The sequence below is a fragment of the Streptomyces sp. LaBMicrA B280 genome (genome assembly GCF_049222185.1).
In the GTDB taxonomy this organism is placed as follows: domain Bacteria; phylum Actinomycetota; class Actinomycetes; order Streptomycetales; family Streptomycetaceae; genus Streptomyces; species Streptomyces murinus.
In genome coordinates, this window is record NZ_JBMJCT010000064.1 from 250,375 (window position 1) to 274,509 (window position 24,135).

General features: G+C 72.4%; 24 protein-coding genes. 15 read left to right on the plus strand and 9 right to left on the minus strand.

Annotated features, from left to right (window positions below; translation table 11 throughout):
- Positions 1 to 163 precede the first annotated feature (163 nt).
- A complete protein-coding gene (locus tag ACLF5H_RS35560) occupies positions 164 to 1,627 on the plus strand; it encodes an amino acid permease (RefSeq protein ID WP_421680125.1) in 1,464 nt (487 codons plus the stop codon).
- On the opposite strand, the gene ACLF5H_RS35565 is transcribed toward ACLF5H_RS35560, so the two are convergent.
- Positions 1,587 to 2,039: an ATP-binding protein gene (locus ACLF5H_RS35565; protein ID WP_421680126.1), complete on the minus strand. Its 453-nt coding sequence runs from the start codon at positions 2,037 to 2,039 to the stop codon at positions 1,587 to 1,589. The genes ACLF5H_RS35560 and ACLF5H_RS35565 overlap by 41 nt on opposite strands.
- 326 nt (positions 2,040 to 2,365) lie before the next feature.
- On the opposite strand from ACLF5H_RS35565, the gene ACLF5H_RS35570 reads away from it, so the two are divergent.
- The 3 genes from ACLF5H_RS35570 to ACLF5H_RS35580 are packed head-to-tail and all read left to right on the plus strand — an operon-like array spanning position 2,366 to position 6,269.
- Entirely contained in the window at positions 2,366 to 3,193 is an 828-nt protein-coding gene (locus ACLF5H_RS35570) for an enoyl-CoA hydratase family protein (protein WP_421680127.1), read from the plus strand.
- Between the two features lie 6 nt (positions 3,194 to 3,199).
- Positions 3,200 to 5,491, plus strand: a complete 2,292-nt coding sequence (locus ACLF5H_RS35575) for a bifunctional salicylyl-CoA 5-hydroxylase/oxidoreductase (protein WP_421680128.1) — start codon at positions 3,200 to 3,202, stop codon at positions 5,489 to 5,491.
- Positions 5,492 to 5,534: 43 nt separating this feature from the next.
- Positions 5,535 to 6,269: a maleylpyruvate isomerase family mycothiol-dependent enzyme gene (locus ACLF5H_RS35580; protein ID WP_421680129.1), complete on the plus strand. Its 735-nt coding sequence runs from the start codon at positions 5,535 to 5,537 to the stop codon at positions 6,267 to 6,269.
- 27 nt (positions 6,270 to 6,296) lie between these two features.
- Here the strand turns inward: ACLF5H_RS35580 and ACLF5H_RS35585 are convergent, their stop codons facing one another.
- Positions 6,297 to 6,830: a hypothetical protein gene (locus tag ACLF5H_RS35585; protein WP_421680130.1), complete on the minus strand. Its 534-nt coding sequence runs from the start codon at positions 6,828 to 6,830 to the stop codon at positions 6,297 to 6,299.
- Between the two features lie 176 nt (positions 6,831 to 7,006).
- On the opposite strand from ACLF5H_RS35585, the gene ACLF5H_RS35590 reads away from it, so the two are divergent.
- Positions 7,007 to 7,228 (plus strand): hypothetical protein, encoded by a 222-nt coding sequence (locus tag ACLF5H_RS35590; RefSeq protein ID WP_046422025.1) that lies wholly within the window; start codon positions 7,007 to 7,009, stop codon positions 7,226 to 7,228.
- A 493-nt stretch (positions 7,229 to 7,721) separates the two neighbouring features.
- Positions 7,722 to 8,096, plus strand: a complete 375-nt coding sequence (locus ACLF5H_RS35595; RefSeq protein ID WP_421680131.1) for a hypothetical protein — start codon at positions 7,722 to 7,724, stop codon at positions 8,094 to 8,096.
- Positions 8,097 to 8,170: 74 nt separating this feature from the next.
- Here ACLF5H_RS35595 and ACLF5H_RS35600 read toward each other — a convergent pair whose 3' ends face one another.
- Entirely contained in the window at positions 8,171 to 8,989 is an 819-nt protein-coding gene (locus ACLF5H_RS35600) for a PaaX family transcriptional regulator C-terminal domain-containing protein (protein WP_421680132.1), read from the minus strand.
- Between the two features lie 15 nt (positions 8,990 to 9,004).
- A complete protein-coding gene (locus ACLF5H_RS35605) occupies positions 9,005 to 10,597 on the minus strand; it encodes an AMP-binding protein (protein ID WP_421680133.1) in 1,593 nt (530 codons plus the stop codon).
- Between the two features lie 152 nt (positions 10,598 to 10,749).
- Between ACLF5H_RS35605 and ACLF5H_RS35610 the strand changes: the two genes are divergently transcribed.
- The 3 genes from ACLF5H_RS35610 to ACLF5H_RS35620 all read left to right on the plus strand — a co-directional run bounded on the left by ACLF5H_RS35610 (position 10,750) and on the right by ACLF5H_RS35620 (position 12,831).
- The gene (locus ACLF5H_RS35610; RefSeq protein WP_421680134.1) at positions 10,750 to 11,883 is read left to right on the plus strand and encodes an acyl-CoA dehydrogenase family protein; all 1,134 of its coding nucleotides are present in this window, start codon (positions 10,750 to 10,752) and stop codon (positions 11,881 to 11,883) included.
- On the plus strand, positions 11,880 to 12,278 hold the full coding sequence (locus tag ACLF5H_RS35615; RefSeq protein ID WP_421680135.1) for a RidA family protein: 399 nt from the start codon (positions 11,880 to 11,882) through the stop codon (positions 12,276 to 12,278). The genes ACLF5H_RS35610 and ACLF5H_RS35615 overlap by 4 nt, the downstream gene beginning before the upstream one ends.
- Before the next feature lie 91 nt (positions 12,279 to 12,369).
- Positions 12,370 to 12,831 (plus strand): DUF6299 family protein, encoded by a 462-nt coding sequence (locus ACLF5H_RS35620; RefSeq protein ID WP_421680136.1) that lies wholly within the window; start codon positions 12,370 to 12,372, stop codon positions 12,829 to 12,831.
- Between the two features lie 81 nt (positions 12,832 to 12,912).
- Here ACLF5H_RS35620 and ACLF5H_RS35625 read toward each other — a convergent pair whose 3' ends face one another.
- From ACLF5H_RS35625 to ACLF5H_RS35635, 3 genes are all read right to left on the minus strand, one after another.
- Entirely contained in the window at positions 12,913 to 13,113 is a 201-nt protein-coding gene (locus ACLF5H_RS35625) for an acyl-CoA carboxylase subunit epsilon (RefSeq protein ID WP_037654298.1), read from the minus strand.
- Positions 13,114 to 13,124: 11 nt separating this feature from the next.
- Entirely contained in the window at positions 13,125 to 14,669 is a 1,545-nt protein-coding gene (locus tag ACLF5H_RS35630) for an acyl-CoA carboxylase subunit beta (RefSeq protein ID WP_421680137.1), read from the minus strand.
- Between the two features lie 148 nt (positions 14,670 to 14,817).
- Positions 14,818 to 15,615, minus strand: a complete 798-nt coding sequence (locus ACLF5H_RS35635) for an AfsR/SARP family transcriptional regulator (RefSeq protein WP_421680138.1) — start codon at positions 15,613 to 15,615, stop codon at positions 14,818 to 14,820.
- A gap of 440 nt (positions 15,616 to 16,055) precedes the next feature.
- Here ACLF5H_RS35635 and ACLF5H_RS35640 point away from each other — a divergent pair, with 440 nt between their 5' ends.
- The 6 genes from ACLF5H_RS35640 to fabI all read left to right on the plus strand — a co-directional run bounded on the left by ACLF5H_RS35640 (position 16,056) and on the right by fabI (position 21,288).
- Entirely contained in the window at positions 16,056 to 17,063 is a 1,008-nt protein-coding gene (locus ACLF5H_RS35640) for a DUF2156 domain-containing protein (protein WP_421680139.1), read from the plus strand.
- 42 nt (positions 17,064 to 17,105) lie between these two features.
- Positions 17,106 to 17,255, plus strand: a complete 150-nt coding sequence (locus ACLF5H_RS35645) for a hypothetical protein (RefSeq protein ID WP_421680140.1) — start codon at positions 17,106 to 17,108, stop codon at positions 17,253 to 17,255.
- A gap of 295 nt (positions 17,256 to 17,550) precedes the next feature.
- Positions 17,551 to 18,651 carry a fatty acid desaturase family protein gene (locus tag ACLF5H_RS35650; RefSeq protein ID WP_421680141.1) on the plus strand — a complete coding sequence of 367 codons (1,101 nt, stop codon included), beginning with the start codon at positions 17,551 to 17,553 and terminating at the stop codon, positions 18,649 to 18,651.
- Between the two features lie 144 nt (positions 18,652 to 18,795).
- Entirely contained in the window at positions 18,796 to 20,169 is a 1,374-nt protein-coding gene (locus tag ACLF5H_RS35655; RefSeq protein ID WP_421680142.1) for an MFS transporter, read from the plus strand.
- Positions 20,170 to 20,197: 28 nt separating this feature from the next.
- The gene (fdxA, locus tag ACLF5H_RS35660) at positions 20,198 to 20,524 is read left to right on the plus strand and encodes a ferredoxin (RefSeq protein ID WP_421680143.1); all 327 of its coding nucleotides are present in this window, start codon (positions 20,198 to 20,200) and stop codon (positions 20,522 to 20,524) included.
- On the plus strand, positions 20,521 to 21,288 hold the full coding sequence (gene fabI / locus ACLF5H_RS35665; RefSeq protein ID WP_199571368.1) for an enoyl-ACP reductase FabI: 768 nt from the start codon (positions 20,521 to 20,523) through the stop codon (positions 21,286 to 21,288). Before fdxA ends, fabI begins: the two co-directional genes overlap by 4 nt.
- A gap of 59 nt (positions 21,289 to 21,347) precedes the next feature.
- On the opposite strand, the gene serS is transcribed toward fabI, so the two are convergent.
- Both serS and ACLF5H_RS35675 read right to left on the minus strand, forming a co-directional pair.
- A complete protein-coding gene (gene serS / locus ACLF5H_RS35670) occupies positions 21,348 to 22,625 on the minus strand; it encodes a serine--tRNA ligase (protein WP_421680144.1) in 1,278 nt (425 codons plus the stop codon).
- Positions 22,609 to 24,093: an APC family permease gene (locus ACLF5H_RS35675; RefSeq protein ID WP_421680145.1), complete on the minus strand. Its 1,485-nt coding sequence runs from the start codon at positions 24,091 to 24,093 to the stop codon at positions 22,609 to 22,611. Before ACLF5H_RS35675 ends, serS begins: the two co-directional genes overlap by 17 nt.
- Between the last annotated feature and the right edge of the window lie 42 nt (positions 24,094 to 24,135).

The window sequence follows — 24,135 nt, forward strand, 5'->3', positions numbered from 1 at the left end:
CAGGGATTATCCTGATCGGCGGCCTCGGAACCACCCATTCCGAGGCCGTCGGCGCGACCGTCATCCCGTCGCTCGCACCCGCGACGCCACCCGTCGCACCCGCCGCTCGCACCGGCGGCCGTCACCCGGCCGCCCGCACCACCAGAAACGAGCACCGCCCGCAATGCCCGCTCCCCGCATCAAGTCCCCCCACCTGCTCGTCGCCGAATCCGGCGCCGACCGCGAGGGGCACGGCCTGAAGCGCACGATGGGGCTCTTCCAGCTCATCTGCTTCGGCGTCGGCGCCATCGTCGGCACCGGCATCTTCGTCGGCCTCTCCGACTCCGTCGCCCAGGCCGGCCCCGCCGTCGTCATCTCCTTCGTCCTCGCCGCGATCACCTGCGTGTTCACCGCCTTCTCCTTCGCGGAGCTGGGCGGCGCGATCCCGGTCTCCGGATCCTCGTACTCCTTCGCCTACGCCGGACTCGGCGAGTCCACCGCCTTCCTGGTCGGCTGGTGCCTGCTGCTGGAGTACGGCATCTCCATCTCGGCCGTCGCGGTCGGCTGGAGCCAGTACGTCAACGAGCTGCTGCACAGCCTCATCGGCTGGCAGCTGCCCGCCGTGCTCTCGGCGGGTCCGGGCGACGGCGGCATCGTCAACCTCCCGGCGGTGCTGGTGATCGCCATGGCCTCCGTGCTGCTGGTGCGCGGCGTGCGCGAGAGCGCCGGCGCTACCGCCGCCATGGCCGCCGTCAAGCTGGTGATCCTGATCGCCTTCTGCGCGATCGGCTACAGCGCGTTCAAGCACGGAAACCTCACCCCGTTCTCCCCGGCCGGCCTCGGCGGCATCGGCGCGGGCACCACCGCCGCGTTCTTCTCGTACATCGGCTTCGACGCGATCACCACCGCGGGCGAGGAGGCCAAGAACCCCCGCCGTGACATCCCCGTCGCGATCATGGTCTGCATGGGCATCGTGACGCTGCTGTACTGCGCCGTCGCGCTCGCGGCCATCGGCGCCATCGGCGGCAAGCAGGTCGCGGGCCGCCCCGCCGCCCTGTCCTACGTCGTCAACGAGGTCACCGGCTCCACCGTCGGCGGCGGCGTGATCGCCTTCGGCGCGGTCGTCGCCATCGCCTCCGTGGTGCTCGCGGTGATGTACGGCCAGACGCGCATCCTGATGTCGATGTCCCGGGACGGCCTGATCCCGCGCGTCTTCGAGAAGGTCTCCCCGAAGACCTCCACGCCGGTCGCCGGTACCCTGATCGTCGCGGTCGTCTTCGCGGTCCCGGCGGCCTTCGCCTCGCTCGACGCGGTGATGAACCTGTGCACCATCGGCACGCTCGCGATCATGGCCGTGGTGAACATCGCGGTGATGACCCTGCGCCGCCGCGAGCCGGGCCTGACCCGCAGCTTCCGGGTGCCGCTCTACCCGGTGGGCCCGCTGCTCGGCATCGCCTTCTGCCTGTACCTGATCTACGAGACCGGCTGGCGGACCTGGCTGCAGTTCGCGCTGTTCCTCGCGGTGGGCTTCCTCGTCTACGTCGCCTACGGGCGCCGGCACTCCACGCTGGGCCGCGACCTGGCCGCCGAGGCGGACCGGGCCGGTGTCACAGCGGACGGCGCGGAGCGGGCACCGCAGGAAGCGTGAACCACACCGCCTTGCCCCTCGGGGTGGGGCGGTGTCCGCAGGAGGCGCTCAGGGCGCGGATCAGCAGCAGCCCGCGCCCGCCCTCCTGCCACAGGTCGGGCTCCTCCATGACCGGCCGGGTCAGCTGGCCGGGCGGCGCGGGGTCGGGGTCGTGCACCTCGACCTGGCAGCCGGTCGGCAGCAGCTCCACCACCAGCTCTATCGGGCCGCGGCCCGCGGTGTGCTCCACCGCGTTGGCCACCAGCTCGGCCGTGAGCAGCTCCGCCGTGTCGCAGTCGGCCGCGTGCTCCACCTCGGAAAGGGCCGTACGCACCAGCGCGCGGGCCACCGGCACCGCGGCGGCGGTGTGCGGCAGCGCCATGCGCCAGGAGGCCGATTCGGTGGGGCGTTCGTGCAAGGCGAGTCCGTTCATGGAGCAGGCTGTCCTGCTTTCGACTGTAGGAATGGTACGGGCCCGGTCGTCCGAAATGGTCGGCGGGCTTCGCCTGGGACCCTCGCCCCGGTACCGGACGCCCTACCCCCTCCGGCGCCCCGCCTCGCGCGCCGAGGCCCTCTGTTACGGCGCTGCAGCCGACCGGTGACAGTCGACGGCCGGCCCAGGACGGCCGACACGATCCTGGCCGAAAAGACACCTTCGGCGCCCCGGCTTGTCGCGCGCCCGTGACGACAGTCACAAACGGGTGATAACTTCGGGGGACCCGCAACGTACGGCACCGCCGCCCAAGGAGGCCGCACGTCATGAGTCCCTTCACCGGCTCCGCCCCCCGCACCGCCGACTGGGAGCATCTGCGCCTCCAGATCGCCGACGGGGTCGCCACGGTCACCCTCGCCCGCCCAGACAAGCTCAACGCCCTCACCTTCGGCGCCTACGCCGACCTGCGCGACCTGCTGGCCGAGCTGTCCCGGGAGCGCGCGGTGCGCGCCCTGGTGCTGGCCGGGGAGGGACGCGGGTTCTGCTCCGGCGGCGACGTGGACGAGATCATCGGCGCCACCCTCGCCCTGGACACCGCCCAGCTGCTCGACTTCAACCGGATGACCGGCCAGGTGGTACGGGCGATCCGCGAATGCCCCTTCCCGGTGATCGCCGCCGTCCACGGGGTCGCGGCGGGCGCCGGGGCCGTCCTCGCCCTCGCCTCGGACTTCCGGGTCGCCGACCCGAGCGCCCGCTTCGCCTTCCTGTTCACCCGGGTCGGCCTGTCCGGCGGCGACATGGGCGCGGCCTATCTGCTGCCCCGGGTCGTCGGCCTCGGCCACGCCACCCGCCTGCTGATGCTGGGCGAGCCGGTCCGCGCGCCCGAGGCCGAGCGGATCGGCCTGATCAGCGAACTGACCGAGGAGGGCCACGCCGACGAGGCCGCGGGCGCGCTGGCCCGCCGCCTGGCCGACGGCCCGGCCCTGGCCCACGCCCAGACGAAGGCGCTGCTGACGGCGGAGCTGGACATGCCCCTTGCCGCGTCGGTCGAACTGGACGCGGCGACCCAGGCGCTGCTGATGAACGGCGAGGACTACCGCGAGTTCCACGCGTCCTTCATGGAGAAGCGGCCTCCCAAGTGGCAGGGAAGGTGAGCTTTCATGCAGGCGGCCAGCAACCACCCCCCGCGCATCGCCATCGTCGGCGGGGGCCCCGGCGGCCTTTACGCCGCCGCCCTCCTCAAACGCCTCGACCCCACCCGTGAGGTGACCGTCTGGGAGCGCAACGCCTCCGACGAGACCTTCGGCTTCGGCGTGGTCCTCTCCGACGAGACCCTGGGCGGCATCGAACACGCCGACCCGGTCGTCTTCGAGGCCCTGCGACGGCACTTCGTCCGCTGGGACGACATCGACATCGTGCACCGCGGCACCCGGCACACCTCCGGCGGCCATGGCTTCGCGGCCCTCGGCCGGCACCGCCTCCTGGAGATCCTGCACACCCGCTGCCAGGACCTGGGCGTCCGGATCGAGTTCCGTACCGAGGCCCCGCCCGTCGACCGGCTCCGCGCCGAGTACGACCTGGTCGTCGCCGCCGACGGCGTCCACAGCGCCACCCGTGGGGCCCACGCGGACGTCTTCCGCCCCCGGATCACCGGCCACCGCTGCCGCTACATCTGGCTCGCCGCCGACTTCGCCTTCGACGCCTTCCGCTTCGAGATCGCCGAGACCGAGCACGGAGTCATGCAGCTGCACGGCTACCCGTTCTCGCCCGACGCCTCCACCGTCATCATCGAGATGCGCGAAGAGGTCTGGCGGGCCGCGGGATTCGACGAGATGGACCCGCGCGAATCGACCGACCGCTGCGCCAAGATCTTCGCCGAGGCGCTGCGCGGCCGCCCCCTGCGCTCCAACAACTCCGCCTGGACGACCTTCCGTACCGTGGTCAACGACCGCTGGTCGCACGGCAACCTGGTGCTGCTCGGCGACGCCGCCCACACGGCCCACTTCTCCATCGGCTCCGGCACCAAACTGGCCGTCGAGGACGCCCTCGCCCTGGCCGCATGCCTGCGCGAACAGCCGGACGTACCGGCCGCGTTGACGGCGTACGAGGCGGAACGCAGGCCCGTCGTCGCCTCCACCCAGCGGGCCGCGCGGGCGAGCCTGGAATGGTTCGAGGACCTGGACCGGTACCGGGACCAGCCGTCCCGCCAGTTCGCCTTCAACCTGCTCACCCGCAGCCGCCGCGTCACCCACGACAATCTCCGGCTGCGCGACGCCCGCTTCACCGAGTCCGTGGAGCGCGAGTTCGGCTGCCCGCCCGGCACGCCCCCGATGTTCACCCCGTTCCGGCTGCGCGGCCTGACCCTGCGCAACCGCGTCGTCGTCTCCCCGATGGACATGTACTCGGCCACCGAGGGCGTGCCCGGCGACTTCCACCTCGTGCACCTCGGCGCCCGCGCGCTGGGCGGCGCGGGCCTGGTCATGACCGAGATGGTGTGCGTGAGCGAGCAGGGCCGCATCACCCCCGGCTGCGCCGGCCTCTACACCGGACGCCAGGCGGAGGCGTGGCGGCGCGTCACCGACTTCGTGCACCGGCAGGCGCCGGGCACGGCGATCGGCGTGCAGCTGGGCCACTCGGGTCGCAAGGGCTCGACCAGGCTGATGTGGGAGGGGATCGACGAGCCGCTGCCCACCGGCAACTGGCCGATCGTGGCCCCCTCCCCGCTCCCGTACCGCCCGGGCAGCCAGACCCCCCGCGAACTCTCCCGCGCCCAACTCACCGACATCCGCGAGCAGTTCACCTCGGCCGCCTGGCGCGCCGCCCGCGCCGGCTTCGACCTCCTCGAACTCCACTGCGCCCACGGCTATCTCCTCTCCGGCTTCCTCTCGCCCCTCACCAACCGCCGCACCGACGCGTACGGCGGCTCACTGGAGCGGCGCCTGCGCTTCCCGCTGGAGGTCTTCGACGCCGTACGCTCCGTATGGCCCGCCGAACGCCCCATGACGGTCCGCGTCTCCGCCACCGACTGGGCCGAGGGCGGTACGAGTGCCGAGGACGCGGTCGGGATCGCCCGCGCCTTCGCCGCCCACGGCGCCGACGCGATCGACGTCTCCACCGGCCAGGTCGTCTCCGACGAGCAGCCGGACTTCGGCCGCTCCTACCAGACCCCGTTCGCCGACCGCATCCGGCACGAGGTCCGCGTCCCGGTGATCGCCGTGGGCGCGATCTCCTCCTGGGACGACGTCAACTCCCTGATCCTGGCGGGCCGTACCGACCTCTGCGCCCTGGCCCGCCCGCACCTCTACGACCCCCACTGGACCCTGCACGCCGCCGCCGAACAGTCCTACGAGGGCCCCGGCATCCACTGGCCCACCCCCTACCGCGCGGGCAGCCGCCGCCCCCAGACGGGCCGCACCGACACTCCCAGACCCCGGCTGTCCCTGGGAGACTGAGGCCGCCGGCACCGGCCCGCGGACTGCTCCCGGAGGCGACGACATGACGAGGGACCGTACGGACTTCGACCCCGCGACGGCACTGGCGCGGATCACCGGCGCCACCTCTCGACTCCTCGCCACGGCGGCCGCGTTCACCGATGACGACGTCCGCGCGCCGTCGCTGCTGCCGGGCTGGTCACGGGGCCATGTGCTGACCCACCTGGCCCGCAACGCCGACGGCGGCCGGAACCTGCTGAGCTGGGCCAGGACCGGGACAAAGACACCGGAGTACCCGAGCCTGACCGCCCGGGACGAGCAGATCGCATCGGGCGCGGGCCGTACCGCCGCCGAACTCCTGGCCGACCTGAGGGCCTGCGCCGACGCCTTCGAGGCCGAGTACCGCCGGATGCCGCCGGAGGCATGGCAGCGCCCGGTCCGCTGGACCCGCGGCCAGGAGCATCCCGCCGCCCGCGCCGCCGACGCCCGCCTGAGCGAGCTGCTGATCCACCATGCCGACCTCGACGCGGGCTACACCCCGGCCGACTGGCCGCCGGACTTCGTGAGCACGATGCTGGGCCGGGTCGTGGCGTCGTTCACCGCCCGCGAGAACGCCCCCGCGATGCGCCTACGGGCAACGGACACGGGCGCGCGCCACACCATCGGGACCGAACGCCTGCCGCCGACGGTGGCGGGCCCCCAACACGCCCTCCTGTCCTGGCTGCTGGGCCGCTCCCCGGGCACCGGCCTGGCCGTAGACCACGCCGCGACGCTCCCCTCGCCACCGTTCCTCTACTGATCCTCGGGGCCCGGCCCTCCCGCCGGGCTACCACAGCATGCGCAGCAACCGCCGCCCTTTGCTTCCCCAACTGTCCGGCGCGGCCCAGAGATCGACCAGTGACCGGACCGTGCCGGGAGACCACAGCCAGGGGTGGCGGCGGGTCCGCCCCGCGATGTCGTCGCTGTGCACCGCCGCCGCGACCGCCACGACCGGCGTCGCCAGGAAGGCCAGCAGGGTGGGCCCGTACCCGCCTTCCGTGACCACGGCCACGACCGCCACCTCGGCCTGGAACAGCACTCCCGCCAGGACCGCCGCCGGCAGCCCCCGCAGCGGGCCGCGGGCGACCAGCCACCGCGGCGCGACCGCGAGCGCCGCCCCCATCGGCACGCCGAGCAGTATTCCTGCCGCCAGGCTGCCCACCACGGCGATCAGCCCCGGCCGCAGGACGGCGAGCGGACCGGGCCCGAACGGAGCCACCGCCACGAAGCGGAAGAAGATGCCCCAGAAGACGGCGGGAATCACCCCGACCCGCGGCCCGAACCGCATGCCGCGCGGCACCGCGCCCTGCCTCACCCTCACGTAAGCCCCCCTTGACCGACAGCCCGGCTGATCGCAACCCGTGAGTTTAGATCTACGGCCCAATTTCGCCCCGCCACCGCTCGAAACCGCAGGTCAGGGGCGTGAAGGGGGTGTGAGTGGCCGGAATTGTGCCGACGGCCACAGCGAACGGGTTGCGCGAAGGCGCATAATGAGCCATGACAAAGCCTCCTGCGCCGAAGCGCCACCTGCCGACGAGCCCCTTCAAGGCCCCGGTCGCACCGGTTCCCAAGCACTTCGCCCTGGGTGATCAGGTCACGCATGACATGTACGGTCTCGGCCGGGTGATCGGCATCGAGGAGGGCGTCGCGGCCCTCGTGGACTTCGGCTCCTCGCAGATGCGGATCTTGAGCCCGTACAGCAAGATGACCAAGCTGTAGTACCGCTGTGCCCGGTCACGGCACACCAGGACCCCGTTCGGGGACCTGTCACGAAAGAGAGCCCACTCATCGACTCGACATCGCTGTTCTCCGCCCCGGAAGGGCAGCCCCGCTGCCCCGCCTCGGCATCGCCGACCCCGGCGACCAACCCCTTCCAGGCCCCCGACTTCGGTGAGGCCGACACCTTCCCGCCGGACGACGCCCAGCCGCCCCTCTCGAACACCCGCGGGCCACGCTCCAAGGCCGCCTAGCCCCGCGTACCCCCGGCAGAGACACCCTTTCCGCCCACCAGGGCGCGCCCTGCTCCCGACGCGGGTGGGCGGATCATCCATGATCTTGAGCGCCCAGAGCGGACAAGCCGATCACGAGCGGCCGGCAGCCGCCGCCGACCCGGGCCCGTCAACGCCCGGTACGCCTCGATGAGTTTGTCCTCCGCGCCAGCGGCAACGCGGAGTTCATGACTCAGACGAACAGTGACACCAGTCAGGATTCCGTGAACAAGGCACGGCGGGCGACCGCCAAGGTGACCGCGCCGGCGGCGAAGGCGGCAGGGAAGGCCGCGGAGAAGTCGGACGACGTGGCGTCGGAGGCCGTGGGGGTGGCCGAGCGTACGGCGGGGGCGGGAGCCGCGGTCGTGCAGGGCGCGGCGCAGCGCGTCCAGGCGGGGCGGCGGGCTGTCGTCGCCGCGTCGGGGCACGCCGTCGGATTCGCCAGGACGGCGTGGACCGTCGTCGCCCGGCGCAAGGCCGTCGCCGCCGGGGCGGGAGTCGCCCTGTCGGCGCTGGGGGCGGCCTCGTACCTCGCGGGGCGCCGGGCCGGGCGTCGTACGCACGGGCCGATCACCCGGCTGACCGGCGGCCGGATCTGAGGGCGGGTCAGGGAGCGGGGCCAAGGGGTCGGGGGGCGTCGGCTTCGGCTGAGTGGCCCCGGCCCGCCGCCGGTTCAGGAGGGCGGCCGGGCGAACTCCGCGCCCGCGTCCCGCAGTCGCTCGTGCAGGGCCCGGAAGACCTCCGAGGAGCGCACGCCCGGCCAGTCGGCCGGGAGGAGGTCGGTGGGGAGGCCGGGGTCGGTGTAGGGGAGATGGCGCCAGGAGTCGAGCGTGCGGAGGTAGTCGCGGTAGGCGTCCTCCGGCGGGGTGTCCGCGCGGCGTTCCCAGGCGCGGAGGATCGGGGCGTGGGTGTCGAGGAAGCGGAGGTGTTCCTTGGCGATCGAGGCGAGGTCCCACCAGCGGGCGACCGCCTCGGGGGTGGGGGCGAAGCCCAGGTGGTCGCCGCGGAAGAAGTCGACGTACGGGTCCAAGTGCAGTCGGCGCAGGGTGTGTTCGGTCTCCTCGTAGAGACGGGACGGGGCGATCCAGACGCCGGGGGCCGCCGTGCCGAAGCCCAGGGCGGACAGGCGGGAGCGCAGCACATGGCGCTTCTGGCGTTCCGTCTCCGGCACCGAGAAGACCGCGAGCACCCAGCCCGCGTCCTCGGGCGGCGCGGCGGCGTAGATGCGCCGGTCGCCGTCCTCCATCAACTGCAGGGCCTCGGGCGAGAGTTCGTAGCCGGCGGCGCCGGCCTCCGTGCGGGCGGGCAGGAGCAGGCCGCGGCGCTTGAGGCGGGACACCGAGGAGCGTACGGAGGGCGCGTCCACGCCGACCGCGGCCAGCAGCCTGATCAGCTCGGCGACGGGCACCGGACCGGGCATGGAGCGGCCGTACGCGCCGTAGAGCGTGACGATGAGTGATCTGGGGGCGTGCTGCTCGGACACGATGATCATCTTAGGTCGTCGGCATCACTGCTGGTCACCTGGGGTGCGTAGGCGGAACCGCTGCAACTTGCCGGTGGCGGTGCGGGGGAGGGCGGAGAGGAAGACGAACTCGCGCGGGCACTTGTACGGCGCCAGTTCGGCGGTCAGGAACGCGCGCAGCGCCTCCGGGTCGGGGCGCGCGCCCTCGCGCAGCACCGTGTAGGCGACCACCACTTGGCCCCGCACCTCGTCCGGGCGGCCGACCACCGCCGTCTCCACCACGTCCGGATGGCGCAGCAGGGCGTCCTCCACCTCGGGCCCCGCGATGTTGTACCCGGCCGAGATGATCATGTCGTCGGCGCGGGCCACGTAGCGGAAGTAGCCGTCGGGTTCACGGACGTACGTGTCGCCGGTGATGTTCCAGCCGCCGCGCACGTACTGGCGCTGGCGGGGGTCCGCCAGATAGCGGCAGCCGACCGGGCCGCGCACGGCCAGCAGCCCGGGTTCGCCGTCCGGCAGCGGGGTGCCGTCCGGGTGCTGCACCCGCGCCTGCCAGCCCGGCACCGGCACGCCCGTGGCGCCCAGTCGTATCCCCTCGTCCGCGGCGGAGACGAAGATGTGCAGCAGCTCGGTCGCGCCGATGCCGTTGATGATCCGCACCCCGGTGCGCTCGTGCCACGCCCGCCAGGTCGCCGCGGGCAGGTTCTCCCCGGCCGACACGCAGCGCCGTAGCGAGGAGAGGTCATGGCCGTCCAGCTCGTCCAGCATGGCGCGGTAGGCGGTCGGGGCGGTGAACAGGACCGAGACCCGGTGCTCGGCTATCGCGGGGAGCAGACGGCGGGGGCCGGACTGTTCCAGCAGCAGCGCGCTCGCGCCCGCCCGCAGGGGGAAGATCACCAGGCCGCCGAGGCCGAAGGTGAAGCCGAGCGGGGGGCTGCCCGCGAAGACGTCGTCGGGGCGGGGGCGCAGGACGTGCCGGGAAAAGGTGTCGGCGATCGCCAGTACGTCCCGGTGGAAGTGCATGCACCCCTTCGGGCGTCCCGTGGTGCCCGAGGTGAAGGCGATCAGGGCGACGTCGTCACTTGCGGTGTCGACCGCTGGGTAGGGGGTCGCGGGCGCGGAGCGGTGGAGGAGGTCGTCGGCGCTGTCGCCGCCGTACGTCGTGATGCGCAGCCCGGGGATCCCGGCCTTCGCCAGGTCGTCCACCGCGCGGACGTCGCACAGCGCGTGGTCCACCCGGGCGATCTCGCAGATGGTCGCCAGTTCGTGCGGGCGCTGCTGGGCCAGCACGGTGACCGCGACCGCGCCCGCCTTCAGCACCGCCAGCCAGCAGGCCGCGAGCCAGGGGGTGGTGGGGCCGCGCAGCAGCACCCGGTTGCCGGGTACGACGCCCAGCTCGCCGGTGAGCAGATGGGCGATCCGGTCCACGCGGGCGCGCAGCTCGTCGTACGTCCACGCCGGGCCGTCCGGGGTGCGGAAGGCCGGGCGGGCGCCGTCGGCGTGGTCGAGGAGCTCCACCGCGCAGTTCAGCCGGGCGGGATAGCGCAGCTCCGGCAGGTCGAAGCGCAGCTCGGGCCACTCCTGCGGCGGTGGGAGATGGTCGCGCGCGAAGGTGTCCACGTGGGCCGAGAGATGCATGGCTTTGCCCCCTTGCCGTGACGCACGTCCGGACGGGCATTCCTGGTGGGCTCGTGGGGGGAGCGTATCGTGTTGGTGACGGCAGTCAACTGTGCGCGATAACGTCGTCGGGTGGACGGTCGCCGTGGTCCGTCCCGGAGGGAGGACCGGCAGTGCCCGCATTCTCACTCGAACCGGAGCGGCTGGCCTGGTGCGCGCGCCTGCGGACGCTCGCCGCCGAGCGGCTGCGCCCGCTCGCCGACAAGGGCGCCCCCGGCCGCGTCAACCGGCCCCTGCTGGCCGAGCTGGGCCAACTCGGCCTGCTGGCCAAGCTGTTCACGTCCGGCGCGCTCGATCTGTGCCTGATGCGGGAGTCGTTGGCGCAGGGCTGTACGGAGGCGGAGACCGCGCTGGCCCTCCAGGGGCTCGGCGCCCACCCCGTGCACGCGCACGGCAGCCCGGCGCAGCGGGAGCGCTGGCTGCCGAGGGTCGCCGACGGCGACGCGGTCGCGGCCTTCGCGCTGAGCGAGCCGGGCGCGGGCTCGGACGCGGCCGCGCTGGCCCTCGCGGCCGAGGAGCACGGGGCGGGCAAGTGGCGCCTCACGGGGGAGAAGTGCTGGATCTCCAACGCGCCCGAGGCCGACTTCTACACCGTCTTCGCGCGCACCGCGCCCCGCGCCGGTGCCCGGGGTGTGACGGCGTTCCTGGTCCCGGCCGACCGGCCCGGACTCACCGGCCGCGCCCTGGAGATGATCTCCCCGCACCCGATCGGCGCGCTCGGCTTCGACGCGGTGCCCGTCACCGTGGACGATGTGCTCGGCGAGGTCGACCGGGGCTTCGCCGTCGCGATGGGGACGCTCAATCTCTTCCGGCCCAGCGTCGGGGCGTTCGCGGTGGGCATGGCGCAGGCGGCGCTGGACGCGACCGTGGCACACACCCGGCAACGGCAGGCGTTCAAGGGCCGGTTGATGGATCTCCAGGCGGTGTCGCACCAGGTCGCGGAGATGGCGCTGCGCACCGAGGCGGCCCGGCTGATGGTGTACGCGGCGGCGAGCGCGTACGACGAGGGCGCGCCCGATGTGCCCCGGCGCTCCGCGATGGCCAAGCTGCTCGCGACGGAGACCGCGCAGCATGTCGTCGACACCGCCGTGCAGTTGCACGGCGCGCGCGCCCTCGAACACGGTCATCTGCTGGAACACCTCTACCGCGAGGTGCGGGCGCCGCGCATCTACGAGGGCGCCAGCGAGGTCCAACGGAGCATCATCGCCAAGGAGTTGTACGCCGCTCAGGATCAGGAGGCCCGGTGACCGCCGAACGTGTCAACCCGCCCGAGCTGGCCCCGCCCACGGGGTTCTCGCACGCCGTCGTCGCGACCGGGTCCAGGGTGGTGTTCCTCGCCGGGCAGACCGCGCTCGACGCCGACGGGAAGATCACCGGTGACACACTGGCCGAGCAGTTCGAGCGGGCGCTGGCCAATCTGCTCACCGCCCTGCGCGCGGCCGGCGGCACCCCCGCGGATCTGGCCCGGGTCACGGTGTACGCCACGGACGTCGCCGCGTACCGCGCGCAGGCGCGGGAACTGGGGCGGCTGTGGCGTGCGGCGGCGGGCCGGGACTATCCGGCGATGGCCGTCGTTCAGGTCGTACGACTGTGGGACGAAACGGCGCTGGTGGAGCTGGACGGGTTCGCCGTACTGCCGTGACGCGCCACCGCCCGGGTGACGGTCACGCCCGCCGGGGTGGGCGACGGGTACCAGTGGAGGCCCCCGAAACGGTGCAAACCTGGAGGTATCCATGCCCGTCCGCCCCGCCCTCGCCGCAGCCCTCGGCGCCGCCGCCCTGCTGACCCTCGCCGCGGCACCGGCCCATGCCGCGGGATCGGCCCGCACCGCGGCACCGGCCCACGCCGCGCCCGGCGAGTTCGTCACCGTCGACACGGTCGGCCGCCTCGCCGCCGACGGCACCGTCACCCTGACCGGCACCTACCGCTGCGCCGGCAACACCGGCCCGGTCTTCGTGACGTCCGCCCTGAGCCGGCGCGACCCCCGGGTGAGGCACGGCATCGGCGGCACCGTCGCGCGCTGCGACGGCACGACACACACCTGGTCCAACTCCGGCCAGGTCAGCGGCGAGACCCTCACGCCCGGCACGGCCCACGTCCAGGCCACGGTGATGGAACTGCGCCCGGTGGGACTGGTGCCGCTGCCGGTGTTCCACGCCACCGCCGACCAGGACGTCACCCTGGTCCGGGGGTGAGGTGGGGCGGCCGCGCGGGAGCCGGGGCCCGGGGCGGGCGCACCCGTACCGGTGCCGCGCCTCCCCGGGCCGTCCGGGCGCTTACGCGCGCTGCCAGCTGTGCGGCGCGTGGAAGGAGTGCGGGCGCCAGGACGTCGTGCCCGGGGAGGACGTGTCGGTGCCGGGGCCCGGCAGGGCGCTGCGGCTGAGCAGGAGGACGGTCAGGGCGGCCAGTTCCTCGTCGGTGGCTTCGCCCCGCTCGACCCGGATGGGGGGAGTGGGGGAGGGGGTGGACACGGACATGGGGACCTCCGTCATTGAGGGGGGTTGCCGTGCTTGCGGGCGGGGCTCTCCGCGTGCTTCGTGCGGAGCATCGCCAGCGACCGCACCAGGACCTCGCGGGTCTCGGCGGGGTCGATGACGTCGTCGACGAGGCCGCGCTCGGCGGCGTAATAGGGGTGCATCAGCTCGGACTTGTACTCCTTGACCAGCCGCGCGCGCATGGCCTCGGGATCCTCGGCGTCGGCGATCTGGCGGCGGAAGATGACGTTGGCCGCGCCCTCCGCGCCCATCACCGCGATCTCGTTCGTCGGCCACGCGAACGTCAGGTCGGCGCCGATCGACTGGGAGTCCATGACGATGTACGCGCCGCCGTACGCCTTGCGCAGGATCAGCGAGATGCGCGGCACGGTCGCGTTGCAGTAGGCGTACAGCAGTTTCGCGCCGCGGCGGATGATGCCGCCGTGCTCCTGGCCGACGCCCGGCAGGAAGCCCGGCACGTCCAGCAGGGTGACCAGCGGGATGCTGAAGGCGTCGCACATCTGCACGAAGCGCGCGGCCTTTTCGGACGCCTCGATGTCGAGGACGCCGGCCAGGGTCTGCGGCTGGTTGGCGATGATGCCGACGACCTGGCCGTCGAGGCGGGCGAGGGCGCAGATGATGTTGCGGGCCCAGCGCTGGTGGACCTCCAGGAACTCGCCGTCGTCGACGATCTCCTCGATCACCTTCGTCATGTCGTACGGCCGGTTGCCGTCCTCCGGCACCAGATCGGCCAGCGCCTCGCAGCGCCGGTCGGCCGGGTCGGAGCACTCCGTGCGCGGCGGGTTCTCCCGGTTGTTGCCCGGGAGCAGCGAGAGGAGGTAGCGGACCTCCTCCAGGCAGGTCTCCTCGTCGTCGTACGCGAAGTGGCAGACGCCCGACGTCTCGGCGTGCACATCCGCGCCGCCCAGGCCGTTCTGGGTGATCTCCTCGCCGGTGACCGCCTTGACCACGTCGGGCCCGGTGATGAACATCTGCGAGGTCTCGCGGACCATGAAGACGAAGTCCGTCAGCGCGGGGGAGTACGCCGCGCCGCCCGCGCACGGGCCGAGCATCACGGAGATCTGCGGGATCACTCCGGAGGCGGCCGTGTTGCGGCGGAAGATGCCGCCGTAGCCGGCGAGCGCGGTCACGCCCTCCTGGATGCGGGCGCCCGCGCCGTCGTTCAGCGACACGAGCGGCGCGCCGGCCGCGATGGCCATGTCCATGATTTTGTGGATCTTGGTGGCGTGGGCCTCGCCCAGCGCGCCGCCGAAGATGCGGAAGTCATGCGCGTAGACGAAGACCGTACGGTCCTCGACCGTGCCCCAGCCGGTGATGACACCGTCGGTGTACGGCTTCTTCGCCTCCAGGCCGAAGCCGGTGGCGCGGTGCCGCCGCAGCGGCTCGACCTCCTGGAAGGAACCGGGGTCAAGGAGCAGCTCGATCCGCTCCCGTGCCGTCAGCTTGCCCTTGGCGTGCTGCGCCGCGGTCGCCTTCTCGCTCGGGCCGGCGAGCACGCTCTCGCGTATGCCGACCAGTTCCGCGATATGGGACTTCATCTCTGCCTGCCTCTGCGGTGAGGTGACGTGACATCGGACGCTGCCCGCGCCGGGCCGCCGCCGGTGCGATCCGGACCCGATCGTGGCAACGCGGTCTGACCGGGCGCTGACGGGCCGCTTACGATCCGGCCCGCCGCGCCCGTCACGGTCACACCAGCTGCAACGCCGTCGGGGCCAGGTGATCGCCGGTGAGCGCCGGATCGTGCGAGAGGATCGCCAGCTCCACCTTGCGCAGCGCGGGCGACGGCTGGATCCCCAGCTCCTCGTCCAGCCTCCGGCGCATCCGGCGGAACACGTCGAGCGCGTCGGCCTGCCGGCCCGAGCAGTACAGGGCGACCATCAGCTGCTCGCAGAAGCGCTCGCGCAGCGAATGGTTGGTGTGCGCCTCGGCCAGCTCCGCGAGCACCGAGGCGTGCCTGCCCAGCCGCAGTTCGGCGTCGAAGCGCAGTTCCATCGCGCGCATCCGGTACTCCTCGTACCGCGCCCCCGCGAGCTGGCACATGGTGCCGCCGGGAAAGCCGCCGAACACCGGGCCCCGCCACAGGGCGAGCGCCTCGCCGAGCATCCGGGCGGCGCGCTCCGCGTCCCGCGGGCCCGCCGACTCGGCCTGCCGTACGGCCCGTACGAACTCCGCCGCGTCCAACTCGCCCTCGCCGACGCTGAGCCGGTAGCCGGCCGGGTGGATGGTCACCCGGGAGGCCGGGCGGTCCGGTTCCAACGCCCGCAGTCTGCGCCGCAGTCGGCTGATGTGTGCCTGGAGGGCGTTGGCCCGGTGGTCGGGCAAGGTATCGCCCCACATCTCCTCCGCCAGGCTCTCCCCGGACACCGGCCGGCCCTCGCTGACCAGCAGGGTCTGCACCAGAGTGCGCTGGAGATCGCCGCTCACGTCCGCCTCACCGGCGGCGGTGCGTATCTCCAGCGCTCCGAGAACGGAGAACCTCAGCATATCTTTCCCCCTAGGTGACAATTCCTCGCCGATGGTGTTTCCGGAGTGGTGCTGCCGTGAAAGAAAGAATGGCCGAACGCGCCATGCCCCGGCGGGCCTCGATCTGTACCGCGGCCCGCCGGGGCGTTAGTTCCGCCGGGACGGGGGGCGGCCGGCGGCTTCTGGGTGGTGCCGAATTCATGGACGGACGCCTGATATTTCCCGCCGCCCGGGGCGGGAAGCGCGTCCAGCCATGGTTCCGGCCGTGGCGTAGAGGCCAGGATGTGAACTGCGGCTCCGGATTCCGGTGCCGTTCACGTCAACCACATTGCCAGTAAGGGCTGACGGAATGCTGACGCGGTTCTGACACAGGTAAATGAATGCCCAACTGCTCTTTTCCAGGGCAACGTCACGGTGCTGTACTCCCTTTGACGGAAAACGCTCCCGAAAGGGGTAAGGGAATGACCGCGATCACCACCGAGACCGGTGCGGACAGTCTGATTCTCGACGCGATACGCGCCCACACCACGAGCGAGAACCCGAGTTCCTTCCTCGCGCTCAACAGCGGAAACAGTGTCTTCACCGTCCCGGGCGTGGACGGTGTCGTCGTCTACCGCCGCACCGGCCGCTGGGCCGTGCAGTTCGGCGGGCCGTTCGCGGCCGAGGGCGACTACGACACCCTCCTGGACGCCTTCCGGACCTACGTCCGGGACGAGGGCCTGAGCCTGGTCGGCGTGCAGCTCCAGCGGGCCGACGCCGAGCGGTACGCGGCGCGCGGCTGCGTCGTCAACCAGATCGGCGCCTCCTGGGCGGTCAGCCTGGCGGACTTCACGCTGCGCGGCACCAAGTTCATGCAGCTGCGCAACAAGATCTCCCGCGCGCTGCGCAACGGCCTCCAGATCCAGGAGGTGGACGCGGCCGAGGTCGCCGACCACATCGCCGTGATCGACAAGGCGTGGCTCGGCTCCAAGGGCGGCGCGCAGCAACTGGAGTTCCTGGTCGGCCAGATCGGCGGGCCCGCCCAGGCCCAGCGCCGGCTGTTCAGCGGCACCATCGACGGCGAGCCGGTCGCCTACATCTCGTACTCGCCGGTCTACGGCAGCCGGGCCGGCTGGATGCACGACCTCAGCCGACGCATCCCGGAGGGCTCGCCCGGCCTGATGGAGGCCATCAACGCGCACGCCATCGAGGTCTTCCGGGCCGAGGGCGTCGAGTGGCTGCACTTCGGCTTCACGCCGTTCACCGGGCTCGACGCCCGAAACGAACTGGAGGGCCACAGCCCGGCGTTCCAGTGGCTGATGCACGCCCTGTGGGCCGAGGGCGCGGCGCTGTACCCGGCGCAGACCCAGCTGTCGTACAAGCAGAAGTGGGCCCCCGATCTGTCGATCCCCGAGTACGTCGCCTTCGACGGACCCGAGGCCTCGCTGCCCGGCTTCGCGCACATCTTCCGCGCCTGCAAGGCGTTCTGACCCCCGCTCCACCCCGCCCCGCATCGATAAGGAGACGATGAGATGAGCCAGTCCACCGAGGACCTCTCGCACGCCGTGGTCGAGCAGCTGATGGCCGTCATCGGCGCCCCCGACGACGCCGAGGTCGCCGAGACCGCCGACGCCGCGGTGCGCGCCCTGGACGACCGCCTGCGCGCCGAGGCGACCGCCTGAGTGGCCGCACGGGCGGCCCGGGTACCGGCCGCCGGGGCGACCTTGGCCCGATCAGACCGGTATCAGTGCCACATCAGTGGTGCACGGAACGCTGGACGTACGTTCGCCCGGTGGTCCGGGTCCGGGAGTGCCGCACTGTACTCCCGTCGCCCGGGTCCGCCGGGCGGGCCACAGCCCGCGGCGGTGACGCCACGCGGGAGCTGAAGTCGACTCGCGGCGCCCGCAGGTCCGCAGGTCCGCGGGGCCCCGGCGCCGCCGCCCGCTATCGGGCACTTTCTCCCAAGGAGAGCAACGCATGCAGCGTCCGCACATACAGGAAGCCGTGGCCGCGGCCGCACCGGGCGGCGAACGCACCGGCGCGTCGGCCACCTTCGCCGAACTGCTCAAACGGGTCAAGGCCGAGGGACTCCTCGATCTGGACCCGCGCTACTACGTGGGCAAGCTCGCCCTCAACACCGCCCTGCTGGCCGTCGGGTTCGTCGCGTTCTTCGAACTGGGCAACACCTGGTGGCAGTTGCTCACCGCGGTGTGGATGGGCCTGTGCGGCGGCCAGTCGGCGTTCATGTGGCACGACGCCGGCCACAAGGCCATGTTCCGCAGCAAGAAGGCCGCCTCCGCCGTCGGTTACGTGCACGCCAACCTGGTCAACGGGGTCAGCTACGGCTGGTGGGTCAACCACCACAACCGGCACCACTCCAACCCCAACCACCTCGACATGGACCCGGACATCGGCCGGCGTACCGCCATCTTCGACATCAAGCAGTACCCGACCCGCAAGGGCACCCAGAAGCTCGTGGTGCGCTACCAGAGCGTGATGTTCTTCGTGCTGCTGGTCCTTGAGGGCTTCAAGATGCTGAAGACCGCGGTCGTGTCCATCACCGGTGGCAAGACCAAACGTCCCCTGCTGGAGACCTCCCTCATCCTGCTGCGCGCCGCCGTCTACCTCACCTGCGTCTTCACCGTCCTGTCCCCGGGCCTCGCGGTCGCCTTCATCGTCGTCCAGCACGCCGCCCTCGGCGTGTACTTCGGCATGATCTTCGCCCCGAACCACAAGGGCATGGAGGTCCGCGACGGCGAGGAGGAGACCCTGGACTGGCTGCAGCGCCAGGTGCTCACCTCCCGCAACATCCGCCCCAGCCTGTTCATCGACTTCCTGTACGGCGGCCTCAACTACCAGGTCGAGCACCATCTGTTCCCGGCCATGCCGCAGAAGAGCCTGCCGCGCGCCCGCGAACTGACCATGGAGTACTGCGCCGAACGCGGCGTGCCGTACCACGAGGTCGGCTTCTGGCGCTCGTACCGCGAGGTCGCCTCCTTCCTCCACAAGGTCAGCGCGCCGGTGCGGCGCGGTGACGTCGACGAGCAGATCCGCCGCCAGGCCATGGAAGCGGCCTGATCGTCCAACCCCCGTTGACCACCTACGACTTACCCCCACACCTGGCCCCCGGGCCGCACGCCCGGGTCCGCCGGTGACCCGGGCGGTTCCTTCCCCAAAAGCGCAGCGAAAGCGTGCGACAGCAGTTTCCAAGGAGCCAGCCCCATGTCCCAGACCACCGCCGCGGCCGGCGGTCTCACCGCTCCCGCCTCGATCGGCGCCCGCCTGGACCGCATGCCGATCACTCCCCTGCATCGAAGACTCACCGCGGTCATCGGTGTCGGACTGTTCTTCGACACCTTCGAGAACAATCTCTCCGGCACCATCGGCAAGGTGCTGCAGAGCGACTTCGGCTTCGGTGCGACCTCGCTCAAACTCGTCCTGGCCTCCGCGTTCGTCGGCCAGTTCATCGGATCCCTGACGCTCGGCCGGATCGCGGACCGGTTCGGCCGGCGTCGGGCCTTCCTGATCAACCTGGCGATCTACTCGGCCTGTTCGCTGCTCGGCGCCTTCGCGCCCAACGCGGCCTGGCTGATCGTCACCCGCTTCCTCGCCGGTCTCGGCATCGGCGCCGAACAGGCCCTGTCCGACTGCTATCTGGCGGATGTGCTGCCCGCCTCCAAACGCGGCCGGTTCATCGCCTGGGCCTACACCCTCGCCTTCTGCGGGGTGCCCGCGGTCGGCTTCGCCGCGCTGTGGCTGGTCCCGCTGTCCCCGCTCGGGGTGGCCGGCTGGCGCTGGCTGTTCGTGCTCGGCGCCCTCGGCTCCGCCGCCGTCTGGGTGCTGCGCCGGCAGCTGATCGAGTCCCCGCGCTGGCTCGCCGCCGCCGGCCGCACCGAGGAGGCCGACCACCTGGTCGCCCGCCTGGAGGCCGAGGCGGCCGGAGCGGGCCTGCCCCTGGAGCCGCCCGCCCCGCAACGGGACACCGGCGCCCCCGCGCGGGACACCCGGCTGCGCGACATCTTCCGGCCCGGCCTGCTGCGCCGCACCCTCGTGCTGTGGGTGTTCTGCATCCTGTCCGTCGTCGGCTACTACGGCTTCGGCACCCTCGCCCCGCAGATCGTCGCCGCCAAGGGCTACGGCGTCGTCGCCGGGCTCGGCTTCACCGCGCTGTCCTTCCTCGGCTACCCGGTGGGCTCCGCGCTCGTCCTGCCGATCGTGGACCGCATGGAACGCCGTACTCTCGTCGCCCTCTCGGCCGCCGCGATGGTGGTCGCGGGGCTCGGCTTCGCCTACGCCGGATCCGCGGAACTCATCGTGCTGTGCGGGTTCGCCTACACCCTGTTCAGCAACGTCTTCTCCAGCGTCTCGCACGTCTACCTCTCCGAGCAGTACCCGACCGAGATCCGGGCCACCGCCGCGGGCGCCGCCTACTCGCTGTCCAAACTCAGCGCAGGCGCCCTGCCGTTCGCGCTGCTGCCGGTCCTCGACGCGCACGGTCCCGGCGCGCTGTTCGCCGTCATCGCCGCCGCCATGGCCGTCCTCGCCGTCACCGTGCTGTCCCTCGGCGAGCGCACCACCGGTGTGTCCCTGAAGTGAACAACCCCTATTGATCAAGGAGTTGAGCATGGCCTACGTCATAGGACTGCCCTGCGTCGACATCAAGGACCGCTCCTGCGTCGACGAATGCCCCGTGGACTGCATCTACGAGGGCCGCCGCGCCCTGTACATCCATCCGGAGGAATGCGTGGACTGCGGAGCCTGCGAACCGGTGTGCCCGGTCGACGCCATCTACTTCGCGGACGACCTGCCCGAGGAGTGGGGCGACGACCACGCCGCCTCCAACACCGACTTCTTCGCCGCCCTCGGCTCGCCCGGCGGCGGCAGCGCGGTCGGCCCCCAGGACCATGACTCCCCGCTGGTGAGCGCCCTGCCGAAGAAGGTGTCGGCATGAGCGGCATCCTCGCGGGCAAGCGCATCCTGGTGACCGGCGTGGTCACCGACGCCTCCATCGCCTTCCATGTGGCCAGGATCGCCCAGGAGGAGGGCGCCGAGGTGCTGCTCACCGGGTTCGGGCGGCTCTCCCTGATCGAACGGTTCGCGGCGAAGCTGCCGAAGCCCGCCCCCGTCATCGAGCTGGACGTCACCGACCAGGACCACCTGGACACCCTGGCCGAACGCCTCGGCGCGCACACCGACGGCCTCGACGGCGTGGTGCACTCCATCGCCTTCGGCCCCCAGGGCGCCTTCAACTTCCTCGACGGCACCTGGGACGACGTCTCGACCGCCGTGCACGTCTCGGCGTACTCCCTCAAGTCCCTGACCACCGCCTGCCTTCCGCTGCTCAAGCGGCGCGGCGGCTCGGTCGTCGGGCTCACCTTCGACGCGGCCGTGGCCTGGCCGCACTACGACTGGATGGGCGTCGCCAAGGCCGCCCTGGAGTCCACCAGCCGCTATCTCGCCCGCGACCTCGGGGAGTTCGGCATCCGCAGCAACCTGGTCGCGGCGGGCCCGCTGCGCTCCATGGCCGCCAAGTCCATCCCCGGCTTCGGCGAACTGGCCGACGTCTGGACCACCGGACGGGCCCCGGCAGGCTGGGACCTCACCGACCCGGAGCCGGCCGCGCGCGGGGTCGTCGCCCTGCTGTCCGACTTCTTCCCGCGCACCACCGGCGAGATCGTCCATGTGGACGGCGGGGTGCACATGATGGGCGCCTGACGGCGCGGACACGGGAAGGGGGCGGGTGCCGGACCGGCACCCGCCCCCTTCCCGTGGTGTCACTCGGTCGTGCCGCCCGGCAGGATCCGCCGGAACCCGGTGTACGGCCGGAGCGCCTCGGGCAGCAGCACCGAACCGTCGTCCTGCACGCCCTGTTCGAGCAGCGCCGCCACCGTCCGGCCGATCGGCAGCGCCGAGCCGTTCAGCGTGGCGGCGGGCGACTTGCGGCCGTCGGCCCGCTTGACCCGGATGTCCGCGCGCCGCGCCTGGAAGGTGCCGCAGTCGGACACCGAGGAGATCTCCCGGAAGGCGTCACCGCCCGGCAGCCACACCTCGATGTCGTACGTCATCCGCGCCGAGAAGCCCATGTCACCCGCGGGCAACAGCACGGTGCGGAAGGACAGTTCGAGCCGCCGCAGGCATTCCTCGGCGTGCCCGACCATCAACTCCAGCTGCTCCTGTGCCTCTTCCGGCGCGCAGATCCGCACCAGCTCCACCTTCTCGAACTGGTGCAGCCGCAGCACACCGCGGGTGTCCCGGCCGTACGCGCCCGCCTCCGCGCGGAAGCAGGGGGTGCGGGCGGTGAAGGCGTACGGCAGCGCCCGCGCGTCCAGCAGCTCGCCGGAGACCAGGTTGGTCAGCGGCACCTCCGCGGTCGGGATCAGGAACAGCTCCCGCTCGCCGACCTGGGTGCGGAACAGGTCCTCCTCGAACTTGGGGAGCTGCCCGGTACCGGTCATGGTGTCCCGGGAGACCAGGAACGGCACCGACTGCTCGGTGTAGCCGTGCTCGCGGGTGTGCAGGTCGAGGAAGAAGTCGGCGAGGGCGCGCTCAAGGCGGGCCCCGGCGCCGTGCGCCACGCTGAACCGGGCGCCGGACAGCTTGGCCGCGGCCGGCGGGTCGAGGATGCCGAGGGTCTCGCCGATCTCCGCGTGGTGCCGGGCACCCTTCGCCGGACGCGGCGCGGGACCGCCCCGCCGTACCTCCACGGCCTCCTTCTCGGAGTCGCCGTCCGGGACGCTGTCCAGCGGCAGGTTGGGGATGCCGAGCAGCAGCTCGGTCAGGTCCCCGGCGGCCACCCGGGCGAGGCCCTCCGCCTGCTGCACCTCGGCGCGCAGTGCCCGCGCGGCCTCCTTCTCGGCCTCGCTGGGCGGGCCCGAACGGCGCGCCTTGGCCGTTCTGTTCAGCTCGGTGCGCAGCCGGGTCACCTCGGCGTTGGCGGCCGAGCGGGCGCGCAGCGCACCGCCCACGGCCTCCAGGTCGAGGTCGTAACGGCGGCGGGCCAGGCGGCGCTTGGCGTCCTCGCCGGCCTCGATCAGCTCATTGGGATCGTGCATGGCGGTCTCCTGACGGGGTGGGGGAGAGGTCGGGGGTGGCGGGGGCGGCGGTGTGCCGGGTGCCGAGCTGCCGGTAGCGCAGCGGATGGGCGCCGCGCAGCCGGGCCGCGTACGCCAGCCCGCCGAGCGCGACCAGCGGCAGCAGCCAGGGCAGCGCCGCGATCACCTTGGAGGGGGAGCCGGTGAGCATGTCGAAGTTGCCGACCACCAGCCACACGGAGGTGGCGAGCCCGGCGAAGCCCAGCAGCGGGGCGAGGGTCTCCTTCCACCAGTGCCCGTGCCCGGCGCGCAGCCGCAGCCCGAGCACCGAGAGGGCCGCCAGCGCCTGGAGCGTGACGATGCCGAGGGTGCCGAGGCCGAGCATGCTGGTGGTCAGGTCGGCGTACGGGTCCAGGCCCGCCACCGCGAACCCGGCCAGCACCAGGGCGGTCACCACGCTCTGCCAGACGCTCGCCCGGTGCGGGGAGCCGTGCCGCTTGTGCTCGGCGGCCAGCGTCCGGGGCAGCAGCCCGTCCTGGGCGAGGACCTGGGCGTAGCGGTTGGCGGCGCTGTGCAGGGCCAGCGTCGCCGCGAACAGGCTGGTGCAAAGGAGCACTTGGAGCATCGTGCTGCCCGCCGTGCCGAGGAAGTCGTCACCGAGCCCGAAGAACAGATCGCCCATCTGCTTGCCCGCGACCTCGCGCACCCGGTCCGGGCCGATCGCGCCCACCGCCAGCCAGCTGGTCAGCGCGTAGAACCCGGCGATCAGCGCGGCGGCCGCGTATGTCGCCCGGGGCACGCTGCGCTCCGGGTTGCGCGCCTCCTTGCCGTACAGCGCCGCCGACTCGAACCCGATGAAGGACACGAAGGCGAACATCAGCGAGACACCGACGCCGGGGCCCGCGGCGGTGTGCGGGGAGAACGAGGCGGCGGGCAGCGCGTGCACCCCGTGCCGGACCAGGATCGCCACGTCCAGCGCCGCCAGCACCCCGATCTCGCCCAGCATCAGCAGGGCCAGCACCCGGGCGCTCAGCGCGATCTCCCGGTAGCCGAGCACCGCGGTCAGCACCAGCCCGACCGCCGCGCACCACTCCCAGGACACCGTCAACCCATGGGCGGCCAGCACCAGTTGGGTGAAGTAGCCGAGGGCGCCCGCCAGCCCGATGGTCGCGCAGTTGTATGACAGCAGTGCCATGTATCCGGCCGCGACCGCCGGGGGCCGGCCGAGCCCGTCGGCGACGGAGGCGTAGAAACCGCCGGACCCGCCGGTGCGCCGCGCGCTGACCGCGTATCCGGCCGAGAAGCAGAGCAGGGTCACCCCGGCGAACAGGAACGCCGCCGGCACCCCGGCCCCGTCGCCGAACGCGAACGCGAGCGGGACGGTGCCGACCATCGCGGAGAGCGGGGCCGCGGCGGCGACGATGAGAAACAGGATGTGCGCGGTACCGAGCCGCCCGGACACGGGCGGCGAACCACTGGTGGTGGACATGGGGGCTCCAGATATGGGGAGTGGGGTGGGGACTGTGGGGGG

What these genes read in the sequence shown, in the direction of transcription:
- ACLF5H_RS35560 (WP_421680125.1), top strand. Translation starts at nt 164, where the DNA reads ATGCCCGCTCCCCGCATCAAGTCCCCCCACCTGCTCGTCGCCGAATCC.
- ACLF5H_RS35565 (WP_421680126.1), bottom strand. Translation starts at nt 2,039, where the DNA reads ATGAACGGACTCGCCTTGCACGAACGCCCCACCGAATCGGCCTCCTGG.
- ACLF5H_RS35570 (WP_421680127.1), top strand. Translation starts at nt 2,366, where the DNA reads ATGAGTCCCTTCACCGGCTCCGCCCCCCGCACCGCCGACTGGGAGCAT.
- ACLF5H_RS35575 (WP_421680128.1), top strand. Translation starts at nt 3,200, where the DNA reads ATGCAGGCGGCCAGCAACCACCCCCCGCGCATCGCCATCGTCGGCGGG.
- ACLF5H_RS35580 (WP_421680129.1), top strand. Translation starts at nt 5,535, where the DNA reads ATGACGAGGGACCGTACGGACTTCGACCCCGCGACGGCACTGGCGCGG.
- ACLF5H_RS35590 (WP_046422025.1), top strand. Translation starts at nt 7,007, where the DNA reads ATGACAAAGCCTCCTGCGCCGAAGCGCCACCTGCCGACGAGCCCCTTC.
- ACLF5H_RS35600 (WP_421680132.1), bottom strand. Translation starts at nt 8,989, where the DNA reads ATGATCATCGTGTCCGAGCAGCACGCCCCCAGATCACTCATCGTCACG.
- ACLF5H_RS35605 (WP_421680133.1), bottom strand. Translation starts at nt 10,597, where the DNA reads ATGCATCTCTCGGCCCACGTGGACACCTTCGCGCGCGACCATCTCCCA.
- ACLF5H_RS35620 (WP_421680136.1), top strand. Translation starts at nt 12,370, where the DNA reads ATGCCCGTCCGCCCCGCCCTCGCCGCAGCCCTCGGCGCCGCCGCCCTG.
- ACLF5H_RS35625 (WP_037654298.1), bottom strand. Translation starts at nt 13,113, where the DNA reads ATGTCCGTGTCCACCCCCTCCCCCACTCCCCCCATCCGGGTCGAGCGG.
- ACLF5H_RS35630 (WP_421680137.1), bottom strand. Translation starts at nt 14,669, where the DNA reads ATGAAGTCCCATATCGCGGAACTGGTCGGCATACGCGAGAGCGTGCTC.
- ACLF5H_RS35635 (WP_421680138.1), bottom strand. Translation starts at nt 15,615, where the DNA reads ATGCTGAGGTTCTCCGTTCTCGGAGCGCTGGAGATACGCACCGCCGCC.
- ACLF5H_RS35640 (WP_421680139.1), top strand. Translation starts at nt 16,056, where the DNA reads ATGACCGCGATCACCACCGAGACCGGTGCGGACAGTCTGATTCTCGAC.
- ACLF5H_RS35645 (WP_421680140.1), top strand. Translation starts at nt 17,106, where the DNA reads ATGAGCCAGTCCACCGAGGACCTCTCGCACGCCGTGGTCGAGCAGCTG.
- ACLF5H_RS35650 (WP_421680141.1), top strand. Translation starts at nt 17,551, where the DNA reads ATGCAGCGTCCGCACATACAGGAAGCCGTGGCCGCGGCCGCACCGGGC.
- ACLF5H_RS35655 (WP_421680142.1), top strand. Translation starts at nt 18,796, where the DNA reads ATGTCCCAGACCACCGCCGCGGCCGGCGGTCTCACCGCTCCCGCCTCG.
- fdxA (WP_421680143.1), top strand. Translation starts at nt 20,198, where the DNA reads ATGGCCTACGTCATAGGACTGCCCTGCGTCGACATCAAGGACCGCTCC.
- fabI (WP_199571368.1), top strand. Translation starts at nt 20,521, where the DNA reads ATGAGCGGCATCCTCGCGGGCAAGCGCATCCTGGTGACCGGCGTGGTC.
- serS (WP_421680144.1), bottom strand. Translation starts at nt 22,625, where the DNA reads ATGCACGATCCCAATGAGCTGATCGAGGCCGGCGAGGACGCCAAGCGC.
- ACLF5H_RS35675 (WP_421680145.1), bottom strand. Translation starts at nt 24,093, where the DNA reads ATGTCCACCACCAGTGGTTCGCCGCCCGTGTCCGGGCGGCTCGGTACC.